Source organism: Enterococcus sp. DIV1639a (assembly GCF_050530445.1).
Taxonomy (GTDB): Bacteria; Bacillota; Bacilli; order Lactobacillales; family Enterococcaceae; genus Enterococcus_B; species Enterococcus_B hirae.
On sequence record NZ_CP172886.1, the window covers coordinates 32,830 to 49,329 of the forward strand.

Below are 16,500 nucleotides of genomic sequence, written 5' to 3' on the forward strand. Positions count from 1 at the left end.
AAGAAAGGAAGAGCACAATGTTTTATGGGAAAAATCTGCAAATAATTAGGATGTTGCATGGTCTTTCACGTAAGGAACTTGGAGAAAAACTACGAGTATCTGAACAATCGATATGGCAATTTGAAAAACAAATGATAGAACCATCATTTGAAAATATCTTACAAATGAAAGAAATTTTGCAAGTGAAATCCACTTTTTTCTTTGAAGAATTCCGTGTTGAAAAGACCTTTTTTGAAAATAATGTTGCGTATAGAAAAGCAGATATTTCTTCTAGAAAAAAAACTAATAGTGAGATAGTCTATTTAAATGTGGCTTCTAAAGTGATTAATTATTTAGAAAGCTTTCTAAATGTACCACCTAATAAGTTATTAGATTTTAGACAAAAGAGTTCTGGAATTTTATTTGATGAAATAACAAATGAGAAAATAGAAAAGATTGCTACTCTTTCTAGAAAGTTTTTAGAAATTCAATCTGATAATGGTAACCTATTATTATCATTAGAAAAGTCAGGAATTTATGTTTTAGAAAAAAATGTTGGTGGGAAGGCAGATGCTTATAGTGCATGGTCAACAGAAGATGTCCCAATCATTGTATTAGGTATAAAAAAATCGGCAGTGAGAAGAAATTTTGATTTAGCTCATGAATTAGGACATTTGTTACTACACCCGTATGTTGACTTTTCTCTGTTAGATAAAAATGAACGACAACAAGTAGAAAGAGAAGCAGATTATTTTGCTTCATGTTTTTTATTGCCGTCAGAAATTATTCAAAAAGACTTAGAAAAAATAAAGAAGATATCAAATCCAGATAGTTATATCTCTTTAAAGGCCAAATACAATGTATCCATTCAAGCTCTTGAAATGCGAGCTTATAAATTAGGATTTCTTACACCAAAACAACATAGCTATTTTTATCGACAAATTGCTATAAAAAATTACAGATTAGAAGAACCCTTGGATAGGGAAATTGTATTTAAGCGTCCTGGAAAAATCCGAAGTATTTTCAACTTAGTTCTAACGAATAAGTTAACTGATTTATCAAGCATTGAAAATAATTTTAGGATGAATAGAAGCTTGTTAGAAAAAATGTTTTCGATTGAACCTGATTTCTTCGTTCCCTTTGCAAAAGAAGAAAATTTTACAGATTTAAATAATGTTTTGAAACTTAATTTTGGTTCTGTATAGTTTACAAGTTCTATCAAAGGATAGATTTGATTTTAGAAACTAAGGATCCATTATCGACAGAAAAAAGAATAATAAACACAAGTGTGACTCAACTGTGATCACACTAAAAGAAACCCGCTAGAAAACCTATGACATAGGCTTTTCTAGCGGGTTGTTTCTTATTCCCACTCCACAGTTGCAGGTGGTTTAGAAGTGATGTCGTACACGATACGGTTGACGTGAGCGACTTCGTTTACGATGCGGACAGAGGTTTTTTGTAAAACATCCCATGGGATACGGGCAAAGTCTGCTGTCATCCCATCAATAGAAGTGACTGCACGGATACCTACTGTATAGTCGTAAGTACGGCCATCGCCCATTACACCGACAGAGCGGATTCCTGGTAGAACAGTGAAATATTGCCAAATGTCACGATCTAAGCCAGCTGCTGCGATTTCTTCACGTAAGATCGCATCTGATTCACGGACGATTTCTAGTTTTTCTTCACTGATTTCTCCCAAGACACGGATACCTAGACCAGGACCTGGGAAAGGTTGACGCCAAACGATTGAATCTGGCATTCCTAGTTGTGTTCCTAATTCACGGACTTCATCTTTGAATAATGTGTTCAAAGGTTCGATCAATTGGAATTGCATGTCTTCTGGTAGACCACCCACGTTATGGTGAGATTTGATCGTTTGAGCAGTTTCCGTTCCACTTTCGATCACATCAGTATAAAGTGTTCCTTGGGCTAAGAAAGCAATTCCTTCTTCTCCCGCTAATTTTGTTGCTTCATCATCAAAAACATACACAAATTCATTACCAATGATTTTACGTTTTTGCTCAGGATCAGAAACGCCGGCTAACTTGTCTAAGAAACGTTTTCTTGCATCCACTTTGATAATATTTAGACCAAATTTCCCGCCTAAGCTTTCCATTACTTGGTCTGCTTCGCCTTTACGCAATAAACCATGGTCAACAAAGATGGAAGTTAGCTGATCACCGATTGCTTTTTGTAAAAGAACACCAACGACACTAGAATCCACGCCGCCAGAAAGTCCAAGCAATACTTTTTTATCGCCAACTTGTTCACGAATTTTTTCGATTTGCATATCGATGAAGTTATTCATTGTCCAGTTTCCTTCACAATGACAAACATCAAAAGCAAAATGACGGAGTAATTCGATTCCGTATTCAGAATGACGAACTTCTGCATGGAATTGGATACCATAGAAATTACGTTTTGTGTCTTGGATGGATGCGATCGGGCAGTCTTTACTTGTACCAACGATTTCAAATCCTTCAGGAACTTGGGTTACTAAGTCCCCGTGGCTCATCCAAACGGTTTGTTGTTTAGGTGTGTCATTGAACAATACTGCATCGTCACTGGTTACTTCTAACTGAGCTTTTCCGTATTCACGGTTTTTAGCTGGTTCAACTTTCCCACCTAGCTTATACGTAATCAATTGCATACCGTAGCAAATACCCAATACAGGAATCCCTAAGTTAAAGATTTCTGGATCGATTCCAAAAGCATTTTCATCATACACACTGTTAGGACCACCGGAAAGAATGATTCCTTTTGGATTCATTGCTTTTACTTCTTCAGCAGAAACCCGATGGCTCAATAATTCAGAAAAAACTCCTAAATCACGGATGCGTCGTGTAATCAATTGGTTATACTGGCTACCGTAGTCTAATACGATAATCTTTTCAACGTTTGTCATGTCGGCAACGTTTGTCACATTTATTACCCCTATCCCTTTAAATTTTATCTCAAAATAGAATAAACTATTTTAAAATGCTAATATTTTCGCATGAAAATCGAATCAATAATATGATTTTCAGTTTTATGGAGAATTATATCTGCTCTGCCACGAGTAGGCAAGATATATTCGTTTAAATTTTTCAAATTCACATTTTTCCATACTTCTTGCGCCATTTTAAATGCATCGTCACGATCGCCAATAGCAAATTGATAGTAATAATTTTGTGGATTTTGAAAAGCGGTGTCGAGTAAGGCACCGAATCGATCTAAATACCATTTTTCAATTAATGATGAATCAGCATCAACATAAACAGAAAAATCAAAAAAATCACTGACATAGATTTGTTGATTAGCAGGCAGTTGTAGCGTGTTGATTCCTTCAACAATCAGAATATCAGGTTGTTGGATCAATTCATATTCGCCAGGAATGATATTGTAAATGTCATGTGAATAAACAGGTACTTTTATTTCTTCCTGACCGGATTTTACTCGATTAAGAAAATCGATCAACATCTCCATATCATAACTTTCTGGGAATCCTTTACGATTCATGATCCCTCGTTCTTTTAACGTTTCATTAGGATACAAAAAACCATCAGTTGTAATCAACTGAACATTCCTGCGTTTAAATGTACGTGATAAGATCGTTTGTAACAGGCGAGCTGTTGTGCTTTTTCCAACGGCAACACTCCCAGCAATTCCAATAATAAATGGCGGTACTTCGACATATTTATGAAGAAATAGACCTTTACTTAATGAAAGAGATTCAAATTCTTTCATATATAGATAAATCAAATGAGCAAGAGGAACATAGATATCTCGAACATCTTGCATTGAAATACGGTCATTTAAACTTTTGATGTTATCTAGCTCGTCTTGGGTCAAAGGTGCTTGTCCATTACGATAAAATTCACGCCATTCTTCTCTTGCCACACGGTAGTAGTTCATTGGATCATTCATAATAGCCTCCTGCATTCTCCCATCAATGGAATCATTTTAACATAAAACACGGCTAAACCCCACCACTAAACGAGAATGGTTATAAGTCTCTTATTTTTAAGTGAATAACTGTTAACTGAATAAATAAAAAGGATGACATATCAAAATTCATTCTGTTCGTGTTTCTGATCAACTATTTATTTAAACTAGGAAAAATAGACATTGCATGCCAATTGATAAAAGGATAGACTAAGAAACAAGAAACAATATAAAAAGGATGAACGATATGACGAATCATTATTATTCGCAAGAGCCAACGACAGAACATGACTTTGAACAATGGTCATTTGAATTAAAAGGAAAAAACTTCCAATTTGTAACAGATTCAGGAGTATTTTCACGTGAAACAGTCGACTTTGGTTCACGAGTGTTAATTGATACCTTTAATTGGGAAGAGTTGCCAGCTGATGGCAAAATTTTGGATGTTGGTTGTGGCTATGGTCCGATTGGATTGGCGATCGCTTTTGCTAGTCAGCGATTTGTTGAGATGGTCGATATTAACTCTCGGGCAGTAGAATTAGCTCAAGGAAATGCGAACCGCAATGGGATCAAACAGGTGGATATTCATCAATCGAATATCTATGAAGCAGTTCATGAAGAAACTTATGCAGCAATCGTCAGCAATCCGCCAATTCGTGCCGGTAAAAAAGTGGTACACGAAATTTTAACCGAAGCATATCCAAGGTTAAAATCGGGTGGAACACTAACCATTGTCATTCAAAAAAAACAAGGGGCTCCTAGTGCAAAAAGCAAAATGGCAGAGACCTTTGGGAATGCTGAAATCGTCCATAAAGAGAAAGGGTACTATATCATCAAAAGTATCAAAGAATAACTGTTTGATTGTGGGTGTTTGAGACTAAATAAAAAGCTATGACAAAATAACACACTCTAAAAGCAACCGAAGAATCCTAAAATAGAAGTAACTATTTGCGGGTTCTTCGGTTTATTTTTGTCCCTTTCTTTCTATTAAAAAACAGGCGATAGGTACTCTAGGTCATGGGAATATGGAGATCGTAAAAAAGTTGATGAAAGGAGTGAGACACTTCGCTAACTAGTGGAACTTTTTCCTATTGAAAAGTAGCGTATTTCAAGGAGCTAATAATTGAATAACGTTTCTTCCTTTTTTAGAAAACAAAACTAGCATGGTATTGAAAAATTTGAGTGACTTGAAAGGAGAATAAAAAGATGACACAAACCAGAATGATAGTAGATACTAAATCTATTTTAGAATTACCCATGTATAACCAGGAAAACGTATTAAGGTATTTAGAAAAAGACCATGTCGAAATGGCTACAACATTTAAAGCATGGGAAGAAAAGGCGAAGGGGATCGTCCAGAACAATAAAACGAAAAGAGAAAAATTAAATAGCAAAAGAGAAAAAAGTGAAGTTCAGCCAGATGATCAACATGTTGCTTTAACAAATGAACTTTTAGATCTCTTAGATGGATTAGTACATCATGGCTTACATCAGTATCGTCCCACACTAGTGTCTAAGTATAAAAATCTATTGATATGGAAAGATCAAGAAAAATTTGATTTCTTACTTAAGAATCGAGATGCTAAGAACGGGTTCACTCAAATCATGAACGACAAGCCTATGATTAAGCTTTACCAAAAAAAGCCAAAGAAATTTGCTCAAATCAAAAAAGGCTACCATTCTCAAAAAAACAACGATGTCCTATTTGTTGGAAACATGCTGCTGTTTGAACTACTTGATTTTTCTCGCTCAGAGAGGGAACAACTGGTAAAAGAATTTCTAACCCATACGATTCCCAACGATCAGCGACGAGACAACTTAAATCAAGAAATTCAAAATCGTCCTGCGGCAACGCTTGACAAGCTTTCACAGAGAAATAAAACAGTCTATTGGGAGTTTGTTAGTATTAGAAGTGTGGCAGATTATTCTAAAGTAAAACATGTGAAAGAACAAATTGATCATCAAGATGGATTGACTCCAGAAGAAAAACAGGCACTTCATAACGATTTAGATGCACGTATCGCCAAATTTAATAGTCAAGCTATACTGTTTGAAGAAGCAGTCGCGGATCTAAGTGAAAAAAATAAGGATTTACATAAGATGTTCAAAAAAGATGTACCACAAGAGCGAATTGACTTGCTCAAACGTATCAAAGATGAGTCAAATTTGGATTGGCTAACAAAGAATGTGTTGACCGAAGAATTAGTAAGAAAACAAGTGGCTCAAGAAAAACTAGATACATATAAAGCACTGATGAGTGACAAACAATTGACCCGAGAAGTGGTAGCTAGCATCAAACAAAGCAAAGAGTATTCAGAAGAAATAAAAAAAGCTCTCATTTCTGAAATTAATCCCTCAGAGGAAGCGAAAAAGAACAATATCAAAAAAATATCAGTTATCAAACAGGAATTTTTCATTAGAAAGCAACTGTTAGAAGTACTAAAAGAACGAGTGGCAACGGATAAAACCTATCAGCCGCTTTTTGAACAAATAGAAAAAGTCACGAATAGTAATGAAAAACAAAAGGAACATGTAACTGCTCAAAGTGATATCAAAGAGTGCCAAAAGTTTATAAGTGAAAATAAATGGGAAGAGGAAATGATTAAAAGAATCAATCAAGAGGAACGAATCCCTCCACATTTGAAAGTAATCGTTTTATCTGAGTTAAAGGAACCAACAGCAAAAAATCAACGAGTTGGTGGAGAAAATCGGCAAGATTCCACACTTGTTGCTCTTGTTTTAAAGTCTCACGTTCAAAATATACAACTAGGATACCAACAAGAGGTTTCTCAAAAGACGAAGAAGGAACAACAAATTGATCATCGCATGATTAAATACGAACAAAAGTTACAAAAAATTCTAAAGATAAGAACAGGACTCTTTGATGCCATAAATAGATTTGAGAGCCAGGAGAAACAACTGATAGGGGATGGGGGAAAGATTTCTGTTCCCAAGGATGAACAAGAAAAAGGCAGTCAACAAGCTACGCTGACTAAAAAAGATTTGCAAGAGAATGAAGGGCAGAGGCTAGCTATGGATATCGGAGAGCTTCTTATGAAAGGAAATACGGCAGACTATTTTCAGGCAGTCGATAAACATGATTTAAACTTTTTAAATCTTAGGCAACAAGTAAGGCAAGATCCAAAGATTCCTATTGAAAATAAAAAACCTTTCCTTGAACAGCTAACAACGATGATTGCCACGGATCGAACGGCAGGCTATCAAAAAGAGCTTCAACTTTTTTCATCTGTTCGAGAAAAGATTCTAGAACTCCATAATGAAATCTTAAACGATCAGGAAATAGCTCATGATGAGAAAAAAATACTTCTCAAGCAGGTAGATGGAATGGTAGGAGAGATTGAAAAACGGGATTCTGAACATATAGCTGCTGATAATTTAGTAACCCAAAGTCAGAAGTCTTCTTTGAGTGAGAAAGTAACTAGTGCAATCAATAATAGAAAAGATCAATCGCTAGTTACTCAAGCCAATGAAAAAACTCCTATGAAAGAGAAGAACAATGACAGATGATCGGCAGTTACAGCAGTTTTTAAGAAGTCAGTTTAGGAAATTGGCACTTTCCAAGCTATTTATTTTTATTAGTGAATAAAAGATTTTTTCTTATTTTTTTCTATCTATTCTTTTTTATATGCTTTTGGTAAACTAAAAAAGAATTTACATCATAAAGGAGGAGAAGAAGTGAAACTAACGATCCGAGACATTGCAGAAATGGCAGGTGTTTCAGTCACCACTGTATCACAAATTTTAAATAATAAAGGGAGCCGCTTTAGTGATAAAACACGAAAAAAAGTCCTGAATATTGTTAATGAGCACCATTATAAACCAGATTACTTTGCCTCGAATGTGATCAATCGTCATTCTAAAACGATTGGTATGATCGTGCCAGATGTCACTGACTTCTTCTTTTCTAAATTGATTGAAGGGGTCGAGAGTTACTTGAATCCACTGGGGTATGTGATCATGCTTTGCAACTCTCGTCATAGTCAAGAAAATGAAATCAAGTATTTAAAAGAATTGGCTCATCGCTCAGTGGATGGAATCTTATTGGCTACGCCCAATGTTTTGCCAGATGACTATTCTTTAGATAGTGGTTTTTATAAAAATATGCCGATTATTTTGATTGATCGTGGATTGAATACCAGAGATAATGGTCGGTTGATCGTAAAAGAGTATGAGGGGGCTTATCAAGCAGTTTCTTTATTTATTAAGAACGGTCATACCAAAATCGGTATGCTCAAAGAAACAACAGGCTATTACCAGTTAGAAGAACGGTTCAACGGGTATCGTCATGCGCTAAAGGATCATGGAATCCCTTTCAATGGAAAGTATGTAGAACAAGGGGAGTTGACGGTCCAAGGTGGATACGAGGCGTCTAAACGGCTCTTAAAGCACAAAGATCTTACAGCAATTTTTTGTGGAAATGATGCAATGGCGATTGGTTGTTACCAAGCGATTGATGAATTAGGCAAAAAAATCCCCGATGATATTTCAGTTATTGGTTTCGATGGGTTGAAGTTATCCGAGTATATGATCCCTCAATTGACAACAGTGAAACAGCCAAGTTCTGATATTGGATTTTATGCCGCAAGATTTTTGATCGACACGATCGAGTTCCCACAACGCAAAGTTCCGAACAAAGTCTTTGAAACAAAATTAATTATTCGTGAGAGCATAAAAACATTGACAAAGGGATAACTCAGCGTTATATTGCTTATGTAAGTGTTTACAAAGGCGGTGAGTAGCTCTTTGTATTCTTAGTAAACTGGTTTACTAAAGTGGTTTACCTTTTGGAAAATTCCTGTATAATACCGAATGAAGACGAGGAGGATCAAGCAATGCGAATGGTGGATCTGATTGAAAAAAAGCGAGACGGAAATGAATTATCGACAAAAGAAATCGAGTATATTATTACAAAATACACGAATGGTGAAATTCCAGATTATCAAATCAGCGCATTGTTGATGGCGATCTTTTATCAAGATATGACCGATAGAGAAATCACGGATTTAACACTTGCCATTGCCCACTCAGGAGATGTCATTGATTTAAGTCCTTTAGATGGGATCAAAGTGGATAAACACTCTACAGGTGGTGTGGGAGATACGACAACGTTGATCTTAGCACCTTTAGTCGCAAGTGTGGGTGTTACAGTTGCCAAAATGTCTGGTAGAGGTTTGGGGTATACAGGTGGTACGCTGGATAAACTAGAAGCAATTCCTGGATTTCAAATCGAGCTTTCTGATGAAGCGTTTATCCGAATTGTCAATGAGAGTAAAGTGGCTGTTATTGGACAATCAGGAAATCTTGCACCAGCAGATAAAAAACTTTATGCTTTGCGGGATGTGACTGCGACAGTGGATTCGATTCCTTTGATTGCCAGTTCGATCATGAGTAAGAAAATTGCCGCAGGAGCAGATGCGATCGTTTTAGACGTGACGACAGGTGACGGCGCCTTTATGAAGAATATTGAAGATGCTAGACGTTTAGCAAAAACAATGACTAGTATTGGAAAATTAGCTCATCGTCAGACAGTAGCCGTAATTTCTGATATGTCTGAACCTCTTGGTGAAGCAATTGGTAATAGTCTTGAAGTTGTGGAAGCAATTGAAACGTTAAACGGCAATGGACCAGAAGACTTGCTGGAAATGTGTTATGCATTAGGGAGTCAGATGGTGGTCTTAGCCAATCAAGCAGCAACAATCGAAGAAGCTAGAAGTTTACTGCAAGAAGCACTAGAATCTGGCAAAGCCTTAGACAAATTTAAGGAAATGATCCGTAATCAAGGTGGAGATGACTCTATCGTAGACCAACCAGAACGGTTACTGACAGCTAAGTATGTTGTTGAGTTGCCAGCCAAAGCGAGTGGTATTGTCTCAAAACTCGTTGCGAATGAGTTGGGGATTGCAGCTATGATGTTAGGTGCAGGACGCAAAACTAAAGAAGATGATATTGATCACGCAGTTGGTCTTAAATTAAATAAAAAAATTGGTGATCCTGTAAAAGAGGGAGAATCATTGTTGACAATCTACAGTAATACAAAAGAGATTTCTTCTGTTCAAGAATTGCTCTATCAAAATATCCAAATTAGTGACTCGGCTGAAAAGCCTACATTGATACATGATATCATCACCGAATAAAAGGAGAGAAAAAAATGGAATTGAACCGAATGATCGATCACACCATCTTAAAAGCAGATGCTTCTCAAGAAGACGTTATGCGAATTATTGAAGAAGCAAAGAAATACCATTTCTATTCTGTTTGTATCAACCCAACATGGGTCGCACTAGCAAAAGAACAATTAAAAGGCGAACCAGTGGCAGTATGTACAGTAATTGGCTTTCCTTTAGGAGCTAATACTGCTGAAACTAAGGCTTTTGAAACTACAAATGCGATTGAAAATGGCGCAGATGAAGTGGATATGGTCATCAATATTGGGGCAATGAAGTCTCAACAGTTTGATAAAGTCCAAAAAGATATTGAAGCAGTGGTTGCAGCAGCCAAAGATCGTGCTTTAGTCAAAGTCATCATCGAAACAGCTTTATTAAATCATGAGGAAATTGTAAAAGCTTGTGAGCTGGCAAAAGCTGCTGGGGCAGACTTTGTTAAAACTTCTACAGGATTTTCAACTGGAGGAGCAAAAGTCGAAGATGTTCGTTTAATGCGTGAAACTGTTGGACCTGAAATGGGTGTGAAAGCATCTGGTGGTATCCATAACGAAGCTGAAGCTTTGGCAATGATTGAAGCTGGTGCGACAAGAATTGGTACCAGTGCAGGAGTTTCGATTATGTCAGGATCTACTGGCGAAGGCTATTAAGTAGTAAGGGGAAGCTTATGACAGAAGTGAAGCAAGAATGGATCAACATTGCAGTAGAAGCATTGGATAAAGCATATGTACCATATTCACATTTTCCAGTAGGTGCATGTTTAGTCACTGAATCTGGAAAAACGTATCAAGGGGTCAACATCGAAAATGCCTCGTTTGGTTTAACCAATTGTGCGGAGCGCACGGCTTTTTTCAAAGCTGTTTCTGAAGGAGAAAAAGAGTTTACTCATTTAGTAGTGGCTGGTCATACGCCAGAGCCAATTTCTCCTTGTGGTGCTTGTCGTCAAGTAATGGCTGAGTTTTGTGTACCAGACATGCCGGTAACTTTAGTAGGGGATAACGGTGTGACTAAGGCAATGACGGTTAAAGAACTATTACCTTACGCCTTTACAGAAAAAGATCTATAGAATTATCACTCATGTTCATTCAGTCAGCTGACTGTTGAAAAATAAAACAATTATTTTAGGGGGCTTTACAGAAATGAAAAAAGCAAAATTATTTGGTTTAAGTGCTGTAGCGTTATCTGCTGGGTTATTATTGGGCGCATGTGGCAGCGGATCAGATTCAACTGATTCAACCGGTGGAAACAGCGGTTCAAAAACAGCAACTGCAGCATTGATCACAGATACGGGCGGTGTTGATGACCGTTCATTCAACCAGTCAGCTTGGGAAGGACTACAAGCTTGGGGGAAAGATCATGATCTATCACGTGGAAATGATGGGTTCCAATATTTCCAATCAGCAAATGAATCAGATTATATCCCTAATATTGACCAAGCTTTGAATGCAGGTTTTAAAACAATCTTTGGTATTGGTTATAAATTGAAGCCAGCTATTGAAGAGCAAGCTGCATCAAATCCTGAAACAAACTTTGCTATTATTGATGACGTTATCGACGGCAAAGACAACGTGGTTTCAGCAACATTTAAAGATAACGAAGCTTCTTATCTTGCTGGGATTGCCGCAGCTTACACAACTGAAACAAACACTGTTGGTTTCATTGGTGGAGTAAAAGGTGAAGTAATCGATCGTTTTGACGCAGGATTCAAAGCTGGTGTAGATGCTGGTGCAAAAGCTTTAAACAAAGAAATTAAAGTCTTGAATCAATATGCAGGAGACTTCTCAGCGCCAGATAAAGGACGTTCAATTGCTCAAGGAATGTATGCACAAAATGCAGATATCATTTTCCACGCATCTGGTGGTACTGGTAACGGTGTATTCCAAGAAGCGAAATCATTAAACGAATCAGGCGACAAAAAAGTTTGGGTTATCGGGGTTGACCGTGACCAATCGGACGAAGGCGAATACACTTTAAACGGTGAAAAGAAAAACTTTACTTTGACATCAACTCTAAAAGGTGTAGGAACTGTTGTTGAAGACTTAGCTCAAAAATCAGCTGACGGTGATTTCCCTGGTGGAGAACATACCGTTTACGGATTGAAAGAAGACGGTGTTGGTATCACAAAAGGTCAACTTTCAGAAAAAGCAGAAAAAGCTGTGAATGAAGCAAAAGAAAAAATCATCTCAGGAGATATCAAAGTACCAGAAACTCCTGAAAAATAATCAAACGAATTTCTATAGCCTTGTTGGACAATTGTTTGACAAGGCTATGGTTTAGTAAATAACTAACGATTGTTTCTTTATCAAGATGTTGCTGAAAAGCTATTTTCGTTTTTTTGTTCTTAATTCTTGAAGTAGAACATGCTGCTCACAGCCTCTTGCTAAACGGCGTTCAAGAAGCAGCTCCTCAACAATAAGCGATGATTTTTAAAAATATGAGAAGCTATTTTAAAAAATCCTCTCTTATTTGCTCGGAGCTAAACGCTTCTTTCACAGCCTCTTGCTAAACGGCGTTCAAAGAGCTGACCTTCGGCATTAAGTCAAAAAATCTCAAAACATGAAAAGCTGTTTCGAGATTTTCTTCCTTAATGCTCAGGTCAAAACGCTCTTTTCACAGCCTCTTGATAAGGGAATAATCCCCTGAAGTTTTTGCTTCAATTTGAGATTTTATAAAAAATCTTTGTTAATCGTTGCCTAGATAGAAATCGTTAGGATGTGAAAAATTGTGGTTCAAGAAAATATTGTCATCGAAATGCGGAATATCACCAAACAGTTTGGTACGTTCAAAGCAAATGACAACATCAACTTGCAAGTGAAAGCAGGAGAGATCCACGCTTTACTTGGAGAAAATGGTGCCGGAAAATCAACCTTGATGAATGTGCTCTCAGGCCTTTTAGAGCCAACATCAGGTGAAATACTGATGCATGGGAAAGAAGTGAAAATTACAAGTCCGACAAAAGCGAACCAGCTAGGTATCGGAATGGTCCATCAGCACTTTATGCTTGTGGATGCATTTACTGTTACTGAAAATATTGTTTTGGGAAGTGAGCCAAGTCGAGCAGGGGTACTTGATCGTCGCCAAGCACGTGAAGAAATCCAAAAGCTTTCTGAACAATATGGTTTATCGGTCAATCCTGATGCATATGTCCGAGATATATCTGTTGGAATGGAACAACGGGTAGAAATCTTAAAAACACTTTATCGTGGGGCAGATGTCTTGATTTTTGACGAACCTACAGCAGTATTAACGCCACAAGAGATTGACGAACTGATTGTAATCATGAAAGAGTTGGTCAAAGAAGGAAAATCGATCATTTTGATCACCCATAAGTTAGATGAGATTAAAGCTGTAGCAGATCGTTGTACAGTTATCCGTCGTGGTAAAGGGATTGGTACAGTAAATGTAAAAGATGTCTCTTCACAACAATTGGCAGATATGATGGTTGGACGTACGGTTTCATTTAAGACAATGAAGAAAGAAAGTCAGCCTCAAGAAGTTGTGTTATCGATTGAAAATCTAGTGGTTAAAGAAAACCGAGGATTGGACGCAGTCAAAGACCTAAGTTTAGAAGTACGAGCAGGAGAAGTTTTAGGAATTGCTGGTATTGATGGTAACGGACAGTCAGAATTGATCCAGGCGTTAACCGGTTTACGTAAAGCAGAAAGTGGAACAATTCGCTTAAAAGATGAAGATATCACGAATAAAAAGCCAAGAAAAATTACGGAGGCTGGTGTAGGACATGTGCCCGAAGACCGTCATAAGTATGGCTTAGTGCTGGATATGACGTTAGCGGAGAACATTGCTTTACAAAATTATTACCAAAAACCTTACAGTAGAAATGGCTTATTGAATTATTCGTTGATCAATGAACATGCACGAGAATTAATCGAAGAGTATGATGTTCGAACAACGAATGAACTTGTGCCAGCGAAAGCATTATCAGGTGGGAATCAACAAAAAGCAATTATTGCTCGGGAAATCGATCGTGATCCTGACTTGTTGATCGTTGCTAATCCGACACGTGGGCTAGATGTTGGAGCAATCGAGTTTATTCATAAACGTTTGATTGAACAAAGAGACAAATACAAAGCGGTCTTATTGATTAGTTTTGAATTAGAAGAAATTTTGAATGTTTCTGATCGTATTGCGGTACTCCACGAAGGAAAAATCGTGGGAATCGTTGATCCAAAAGAAACTTCTGAAAATGAACTAGGATTACTTATGGCGGGCTATTCTTTAGAAGAAGCAAGAAAAGAGTTAGAAAAGGTTGGTGGCGCACATGAATGATCGCAATGAAAAGATACGTAATCTCCTAGTTCCTATTTTTTCGGTAATTCTAGGTTTAGTTTTAGGTGCTATCTTGATGGCAGCTTTTGGTTATAACCCAGGCCAAGGTTATTCTTCAATGTTAAATGCGTCCCTTGGTTCTCAAAGAAGTATTGGTGAAACATTACGGCAAGCAACACCGTTGATTTTTACTGCATTAGGTTTTTCTGTTGCGAACTCAGCAGGATTCTTCAATATCGGGCTTTCGGGACAAGCACTCTGTGGTTGGATCGTTAGTGTGTGGGTAGCACTTGCCTTTCCTGATCTGCCAAAAGTCATTTTATTACCGACTTGTGTGATTTTAGGTGCTTTGGCAGGAGCCTTGGCTGCGGCTATCCCAGGGGTGTTAAGAGCCTTTTTCGGTACAAGTGAAGTAATCGTCACTATTATGATGAACTATATTTTACTTTATTTAAGTACTTTTGCTTTACATGACATCATGCCAGACACGTATCGTTCAAGCTTAGATTCTTCAAATTTGATTGGGCAAAATGCTTCTCTTAGATTACCTTGGCTGACACAGATGTTTGGCGGTTCTCGTGTGAATGCTGGTTTGTTTTTAGCATTGATTGCACTGGTTGTTGTTTGGCTATTGATGAAGAAAACGACGTTAGGCTTTGAAATTCGTTCGGTAGGTCTAAATCCTTTTGCTTCTGAGTATGCTGGAATGAGTAGTAAACGTACGATCGTCTTCTCCATGATGATTTCAGGCGCTTTAGCAGGACTTGGTGGAGTAGTCGAAGGATTAGGAACGTATCAAAACTTTTTCGTCCAAACAACTTCATTAGCCATCGGATTTGACGGAATGGCTGTGTCACTGTTAGGTTCTGGTTCAGCGATTGGAATTTTACTTTCAGCACTCTTGTTCAGTATCTTGAAAATCGGTGGTTTGGGGATGCAAACAGGTGCCGGTATACCATTTGAAATCGTAAATGTATCGATTGCATTGATTATTTTCTTTGTTGGGATCAACTTCTTGATTCGTTTCATTATGGCGAAATTCTTCCAAGGTAAAAAACAAGAAGCGATTGTGGAGACTGTTGAATCGAAACCAACAAATCAGAGTCAAGAAGGAGGAGAATTATAATGTCAACAACTGAGTTAATTGCTTTAATCCTCACTTCAACGTTGGTTTATTCAACACCATTAATTCTTACATCTTTAGGTGGAACTTTTTCTGAACGAAGTGGGATTGTCAATGTAGGTTTAGAAGGCATCATGGTTATGGGTGCTTTCAGTGCGGTAGTATTTAATCTAACCATGAGTCCTACCTTAGGAGACATGACACCATGGATCGCTATTTTAGTCGGTGGGATAGTTGGTGTGTTATTCTCTTTATTACATGCAGTAGCAACTGTTAGTTTACGTGCAGACCATATCATCAGCGGGACAGTTATCAACTTGATGGCACCAGCTTTGGGTGTATTTTTGATCAAAACATGGTATGGAAAAGGACAAACTGATAATATTTCAGTTAACTTAGGATATTTCTCATTTCCTGGATTATCAAAAATCCCTGTGATTGGACCAATTTTCTTTAAAAATACATTTTTACCAGCTTATTGTGCCATTTTAATTGCGATTCTTGCTTGGTTTATTATCTTTAAGACAAAGTTTGGACTTCGCTTACGCTCAGTGGGTGAAAATCCTCAAGCAGCGGATACATTGGGAATCAATGTTTACGCGATGCGTTATTCTGGGGTATTGATCTCTGGTTTACTTGGCGGAATGGGTGGCGCAGTATTCGCTCAATCGATTTCAGGGAATTTCTCTGCCGGAACGATCGTAGGTCAAGGGTTTATCTCAATGGCTGCTATGATCTTCGGTAAATGGAATCCACTAGGGGCCATGGGCGCTTCTTTATTCTTTGGCTTTGCGCAAAGTTTAAGTATCATCGGGGCTCAATTACCAGTGATTTCTTCGATACCGCCAGTATTGCTGCAGATTGCACCTTACCTATTAACCGTTATTGTGTTAGTAGCGTTCTTAGGAAAAGCATCTGGACCTAAAGCAAACGGTAAAAATTATATAAAATCAAAATAAACTTTTAGTGAATAAAAAGGGTGGGTTACGGGAAATGTTT

The 16,500-nt window shown here is 37.5% G+C and carries 13 protein-coding genes; 11 read left to right on the forward strand and 2 right to left on the reverse strand.

Going from position 1 to position 16,500, the window contains the following annotated elements:
* The first annotated feature begins 17 nt into the window (after positions 1 to 17).
* The gene (locus IGJ32_RS00155) at positions 18 to 1,184 is read left to right on the forward strand and encodes a helix-turn-helix domain-containing protein (RefSeq protein ID WP_053766562.1); all 1,167 of its coding nucleotides are present in this window, start codon (positions 18 to 20) and stop codon (positions 1,182 to 1,184) included.
* A 158-nt stretch (positions 1,185 to 1,342) separates the two neighbouring features.
* Here IGJ32_RS00155 and guaA read toward each other — a convergent pair whose 3' ends face one another.
* Together guaA and coaA are read right to left on the reverse strand one after the other, a co-directional pair.
* Positions 1,343 to 2,908 (reverse strand): glutamine-hydrolyzing GMP synthase, encoded by a 1,566-nt coding sequence (guaA, locus tag IGJ32_RS00160; RefSeq protein WP_342082158.1) that lies wholly within the window; start codon positions 2,906 to 2,908, stop codon positions 1,343 to 1,345.
* 59 nt (positions 2,909 to 2,967) lie between these two features.
* Complete coding sequence (gene coaA, locus IGJ32_RS00165; RefSeq protein ID WP_010720479.1) at positions 2,968 to 3,891, reverse strand: type I pantothenate kinase; 924 nt, start codon at positions 3,889 to 3,891, stop codon at positions 2,968 to 2,970.
* Positions 3,892 to 4,156: 265 nt separating this feature from the next.
* Here coaA and IGJ32_RS00170 point away from each other — a divergent pair, with 265 nt between their 5' ends.
* The 10 genes from IGJ32_RS00170 (at position 4,157) to IGJ32_RS00215 (ending at position 16,460) form a co-directional block, all read left to right on the forward strand.
* Complete coding sequence (locus tag IGJ32_RS00170) at positions 4,157 to 4,762, forward strand: class I SAM-dependent methyltransferase (RefSeq protein WP_010736788.1); 606 nt, start codon at positions 4,157 to 4,159, stop codon at positions 4,760 to 4,762.
* A 353-nt stretch (positions 4,763 to 5,115) separates the two neighbouring features.
* Positions 5,116 to 7,437: a hypothetical protein gene (locus IGJ32_RS00175; protein ID WP_373169115.1), complete on the forward strand. Its 2,322-nt coding sequence runs from the start codon at positions 5,116 to 5,118 to the stop codon at positions 7,435 to 7,437.
* Between the two features lie 168 nt (positions 7,438 to 7,605).
* On the forward strand, positions 7,606 to 8,622 hold the full coding sequence (locus tag IGJ32_RS00180) for a LacI family DNA-binding transcriptional regulator (protein ID WP_010720475.1): 1,017 nt from the start codon (positions 7,606 to 7,608) through the stop codon (positions 8,620 to 8,622).
* A gap of 140 nt (positions 8,623 to 8,762) precedes the next feature.
* On the forward strand, positions 8,763 to 10,064 hold the full coding sequence (locus IGJ32_RS00185) for a pyrimidine-nucleoside phosphorylase (protein ID WP_010720474.1): 1,302 nt from the start codon (positions 8,763 to 8,765) through the stop codon (positions 10,062 to 10,064).
* 14 nt (positions 10,065 to 10,078) lie between these two features.
* Positions 10,079 to 10,741 (forward strand): deoxyribose-phosphate aldolase, encoded by a 663-nt coding sequence (gene deoC / locus IGJ32_RS00190; protein ID WP_010720473.1) that lies wholly within the window; start codon positions 10,079 to 10,081, stop codon positions 10,739 to 10,741.
* Between the two features lie 17 nt (positions 10,742 to 10,758).
* Entirely contained in the window at positions 10,759 to 11,157 is a 399-nt protein-coding gene (locus tag IGJ32_RS00195) for a cytidine deaminase (protein WP_010720472.1), read from the forward strand.
* Between the two features lie 73 nt (positions 11,158 to 11,230).
* Positions 11,231 to 12,313 carry a BMP family lipoprotein gene (locus IGJ32_RS00200; protein WP_010720471.1) on the forward strand — a complete coding sequence of 361 codons (1,083 nt, stop codon included), beginning with the start codon at positions 11,231 to 11,233 and terminating at the stop codon, positions 12,311 to 12,313.
* A 502-nt stretch (positions 12,314 to 12,815) separates the two neighbouring features.
* Positions 12,816 to 14,378: an ABC transporter ATP-binding protein gene (locus IGJ32_RS00205; RefSeq protein WP_010720470.1), complete on the forward strand. Its 1,563-nt coding sequence runs from the start codon at positions 12,816 to 12,818 to the stop codon at positions 14,376 to 14,378.
* Positions 14,371 to 15,504: an ABC transporter permease gene (locus tag IGJ32_RS00210; RefSeq protein WP_010720469.1), complete on the forward strand. Its 1,134-nt coding sequence runs from the start codon at positions 14,371 to 14,373 to the stop codon at positions 15,502 to 15,504. Before IGJ32_RS00205 ends, IGJ32_RS00210 begins: the two co-directional genes overlap by 8 nt.
* Positions 15,504 to 16,460: an ABC transporter permease gene (locus IGJ32_RS00215; protein WP_010720468.1), complete on the forward strand. Its 957-nt coding sequence runs from the start codon at positions 15,504 to 15,506 to the stop codon at positions 16,458 to 16,460. Before IGJ32_RS00210 ends, IGJ32_RS00215 begins: the two co-directional genes overlap by 1 nt.
* Positions 16,461 to 16,500 lie beyond the last annotated feature (40 nt).

Bases quoted from the DNA above. Each gene is read 5' to 3' on its own strand.
- IGJ32_RS00155 (WP_053766562.1), top strand. From the start codon at position 18: ATGTTTTATGGGAAAAATCTGCAAATAATTAGGATGTTGCATGGTCTT.
- coaA (WP_010720479.1), bottom strand. From the start codon at position 3,891: ATGAATGATCCAATGAACTACTACCGTGTGGCAAGAGAAGAATGGCGT.
- IGJ32_RS00170 (WP_010736788.1), top strand. From the start codon at position 4,157: ATGACGAATCATTATTATTCGCAAGAGCCAACGACAGAACATGACTTT.
- IGJ32_RS00175 (WP_373169115.1), top strand. From the start codon at position 5,116: ATGACACAAACCAGAATGATAGTAGATACTAAATCTATTTTAGAATTA.
- IGJ32_RS00185 (WP_010720474.1), top strand. From the start codon at position 8,763: ATGCGAATGGTGGATCTGATTGAAAAAAAGCGAGACGGAAATGAATTA.
- deoC (WP_010720473.1), top strand. From the start codon at position 10,079: ATGGAATTGAACCGAATGATCGATCACACCATCTTAAAAGCAGATGCT.
- IGJ32_RS00195 (WP_010720472.1), top strand. From the start codon at position 10,759: ATGACAGAAGTGAAGCAAGAATGGATCAACATTGCAGTAGAAGCATTG.
- IGJ32_RS00200 (WP_010720471.1), top strand. From the start codon at position 11,231: ATGAAAAAAGCAAAATTATTTGGTTTAAGTGCTGTAGCGTTATCTGCT.
- IGJ32_RS00210 (WP_010720469.1), top strand. From the start codon at position 14,371: ATGAATGATCGCAATGAAAAGATACGTAATCTCCTAGTTCCTATTTTT.
- IGJ32_RS00215 (WP_010720468.1), top strand. From the start codon at position 15,504: ATGTCAACAACTGAGTTAATTGCTTTAATCCTCACTTCAACGTTGGTT.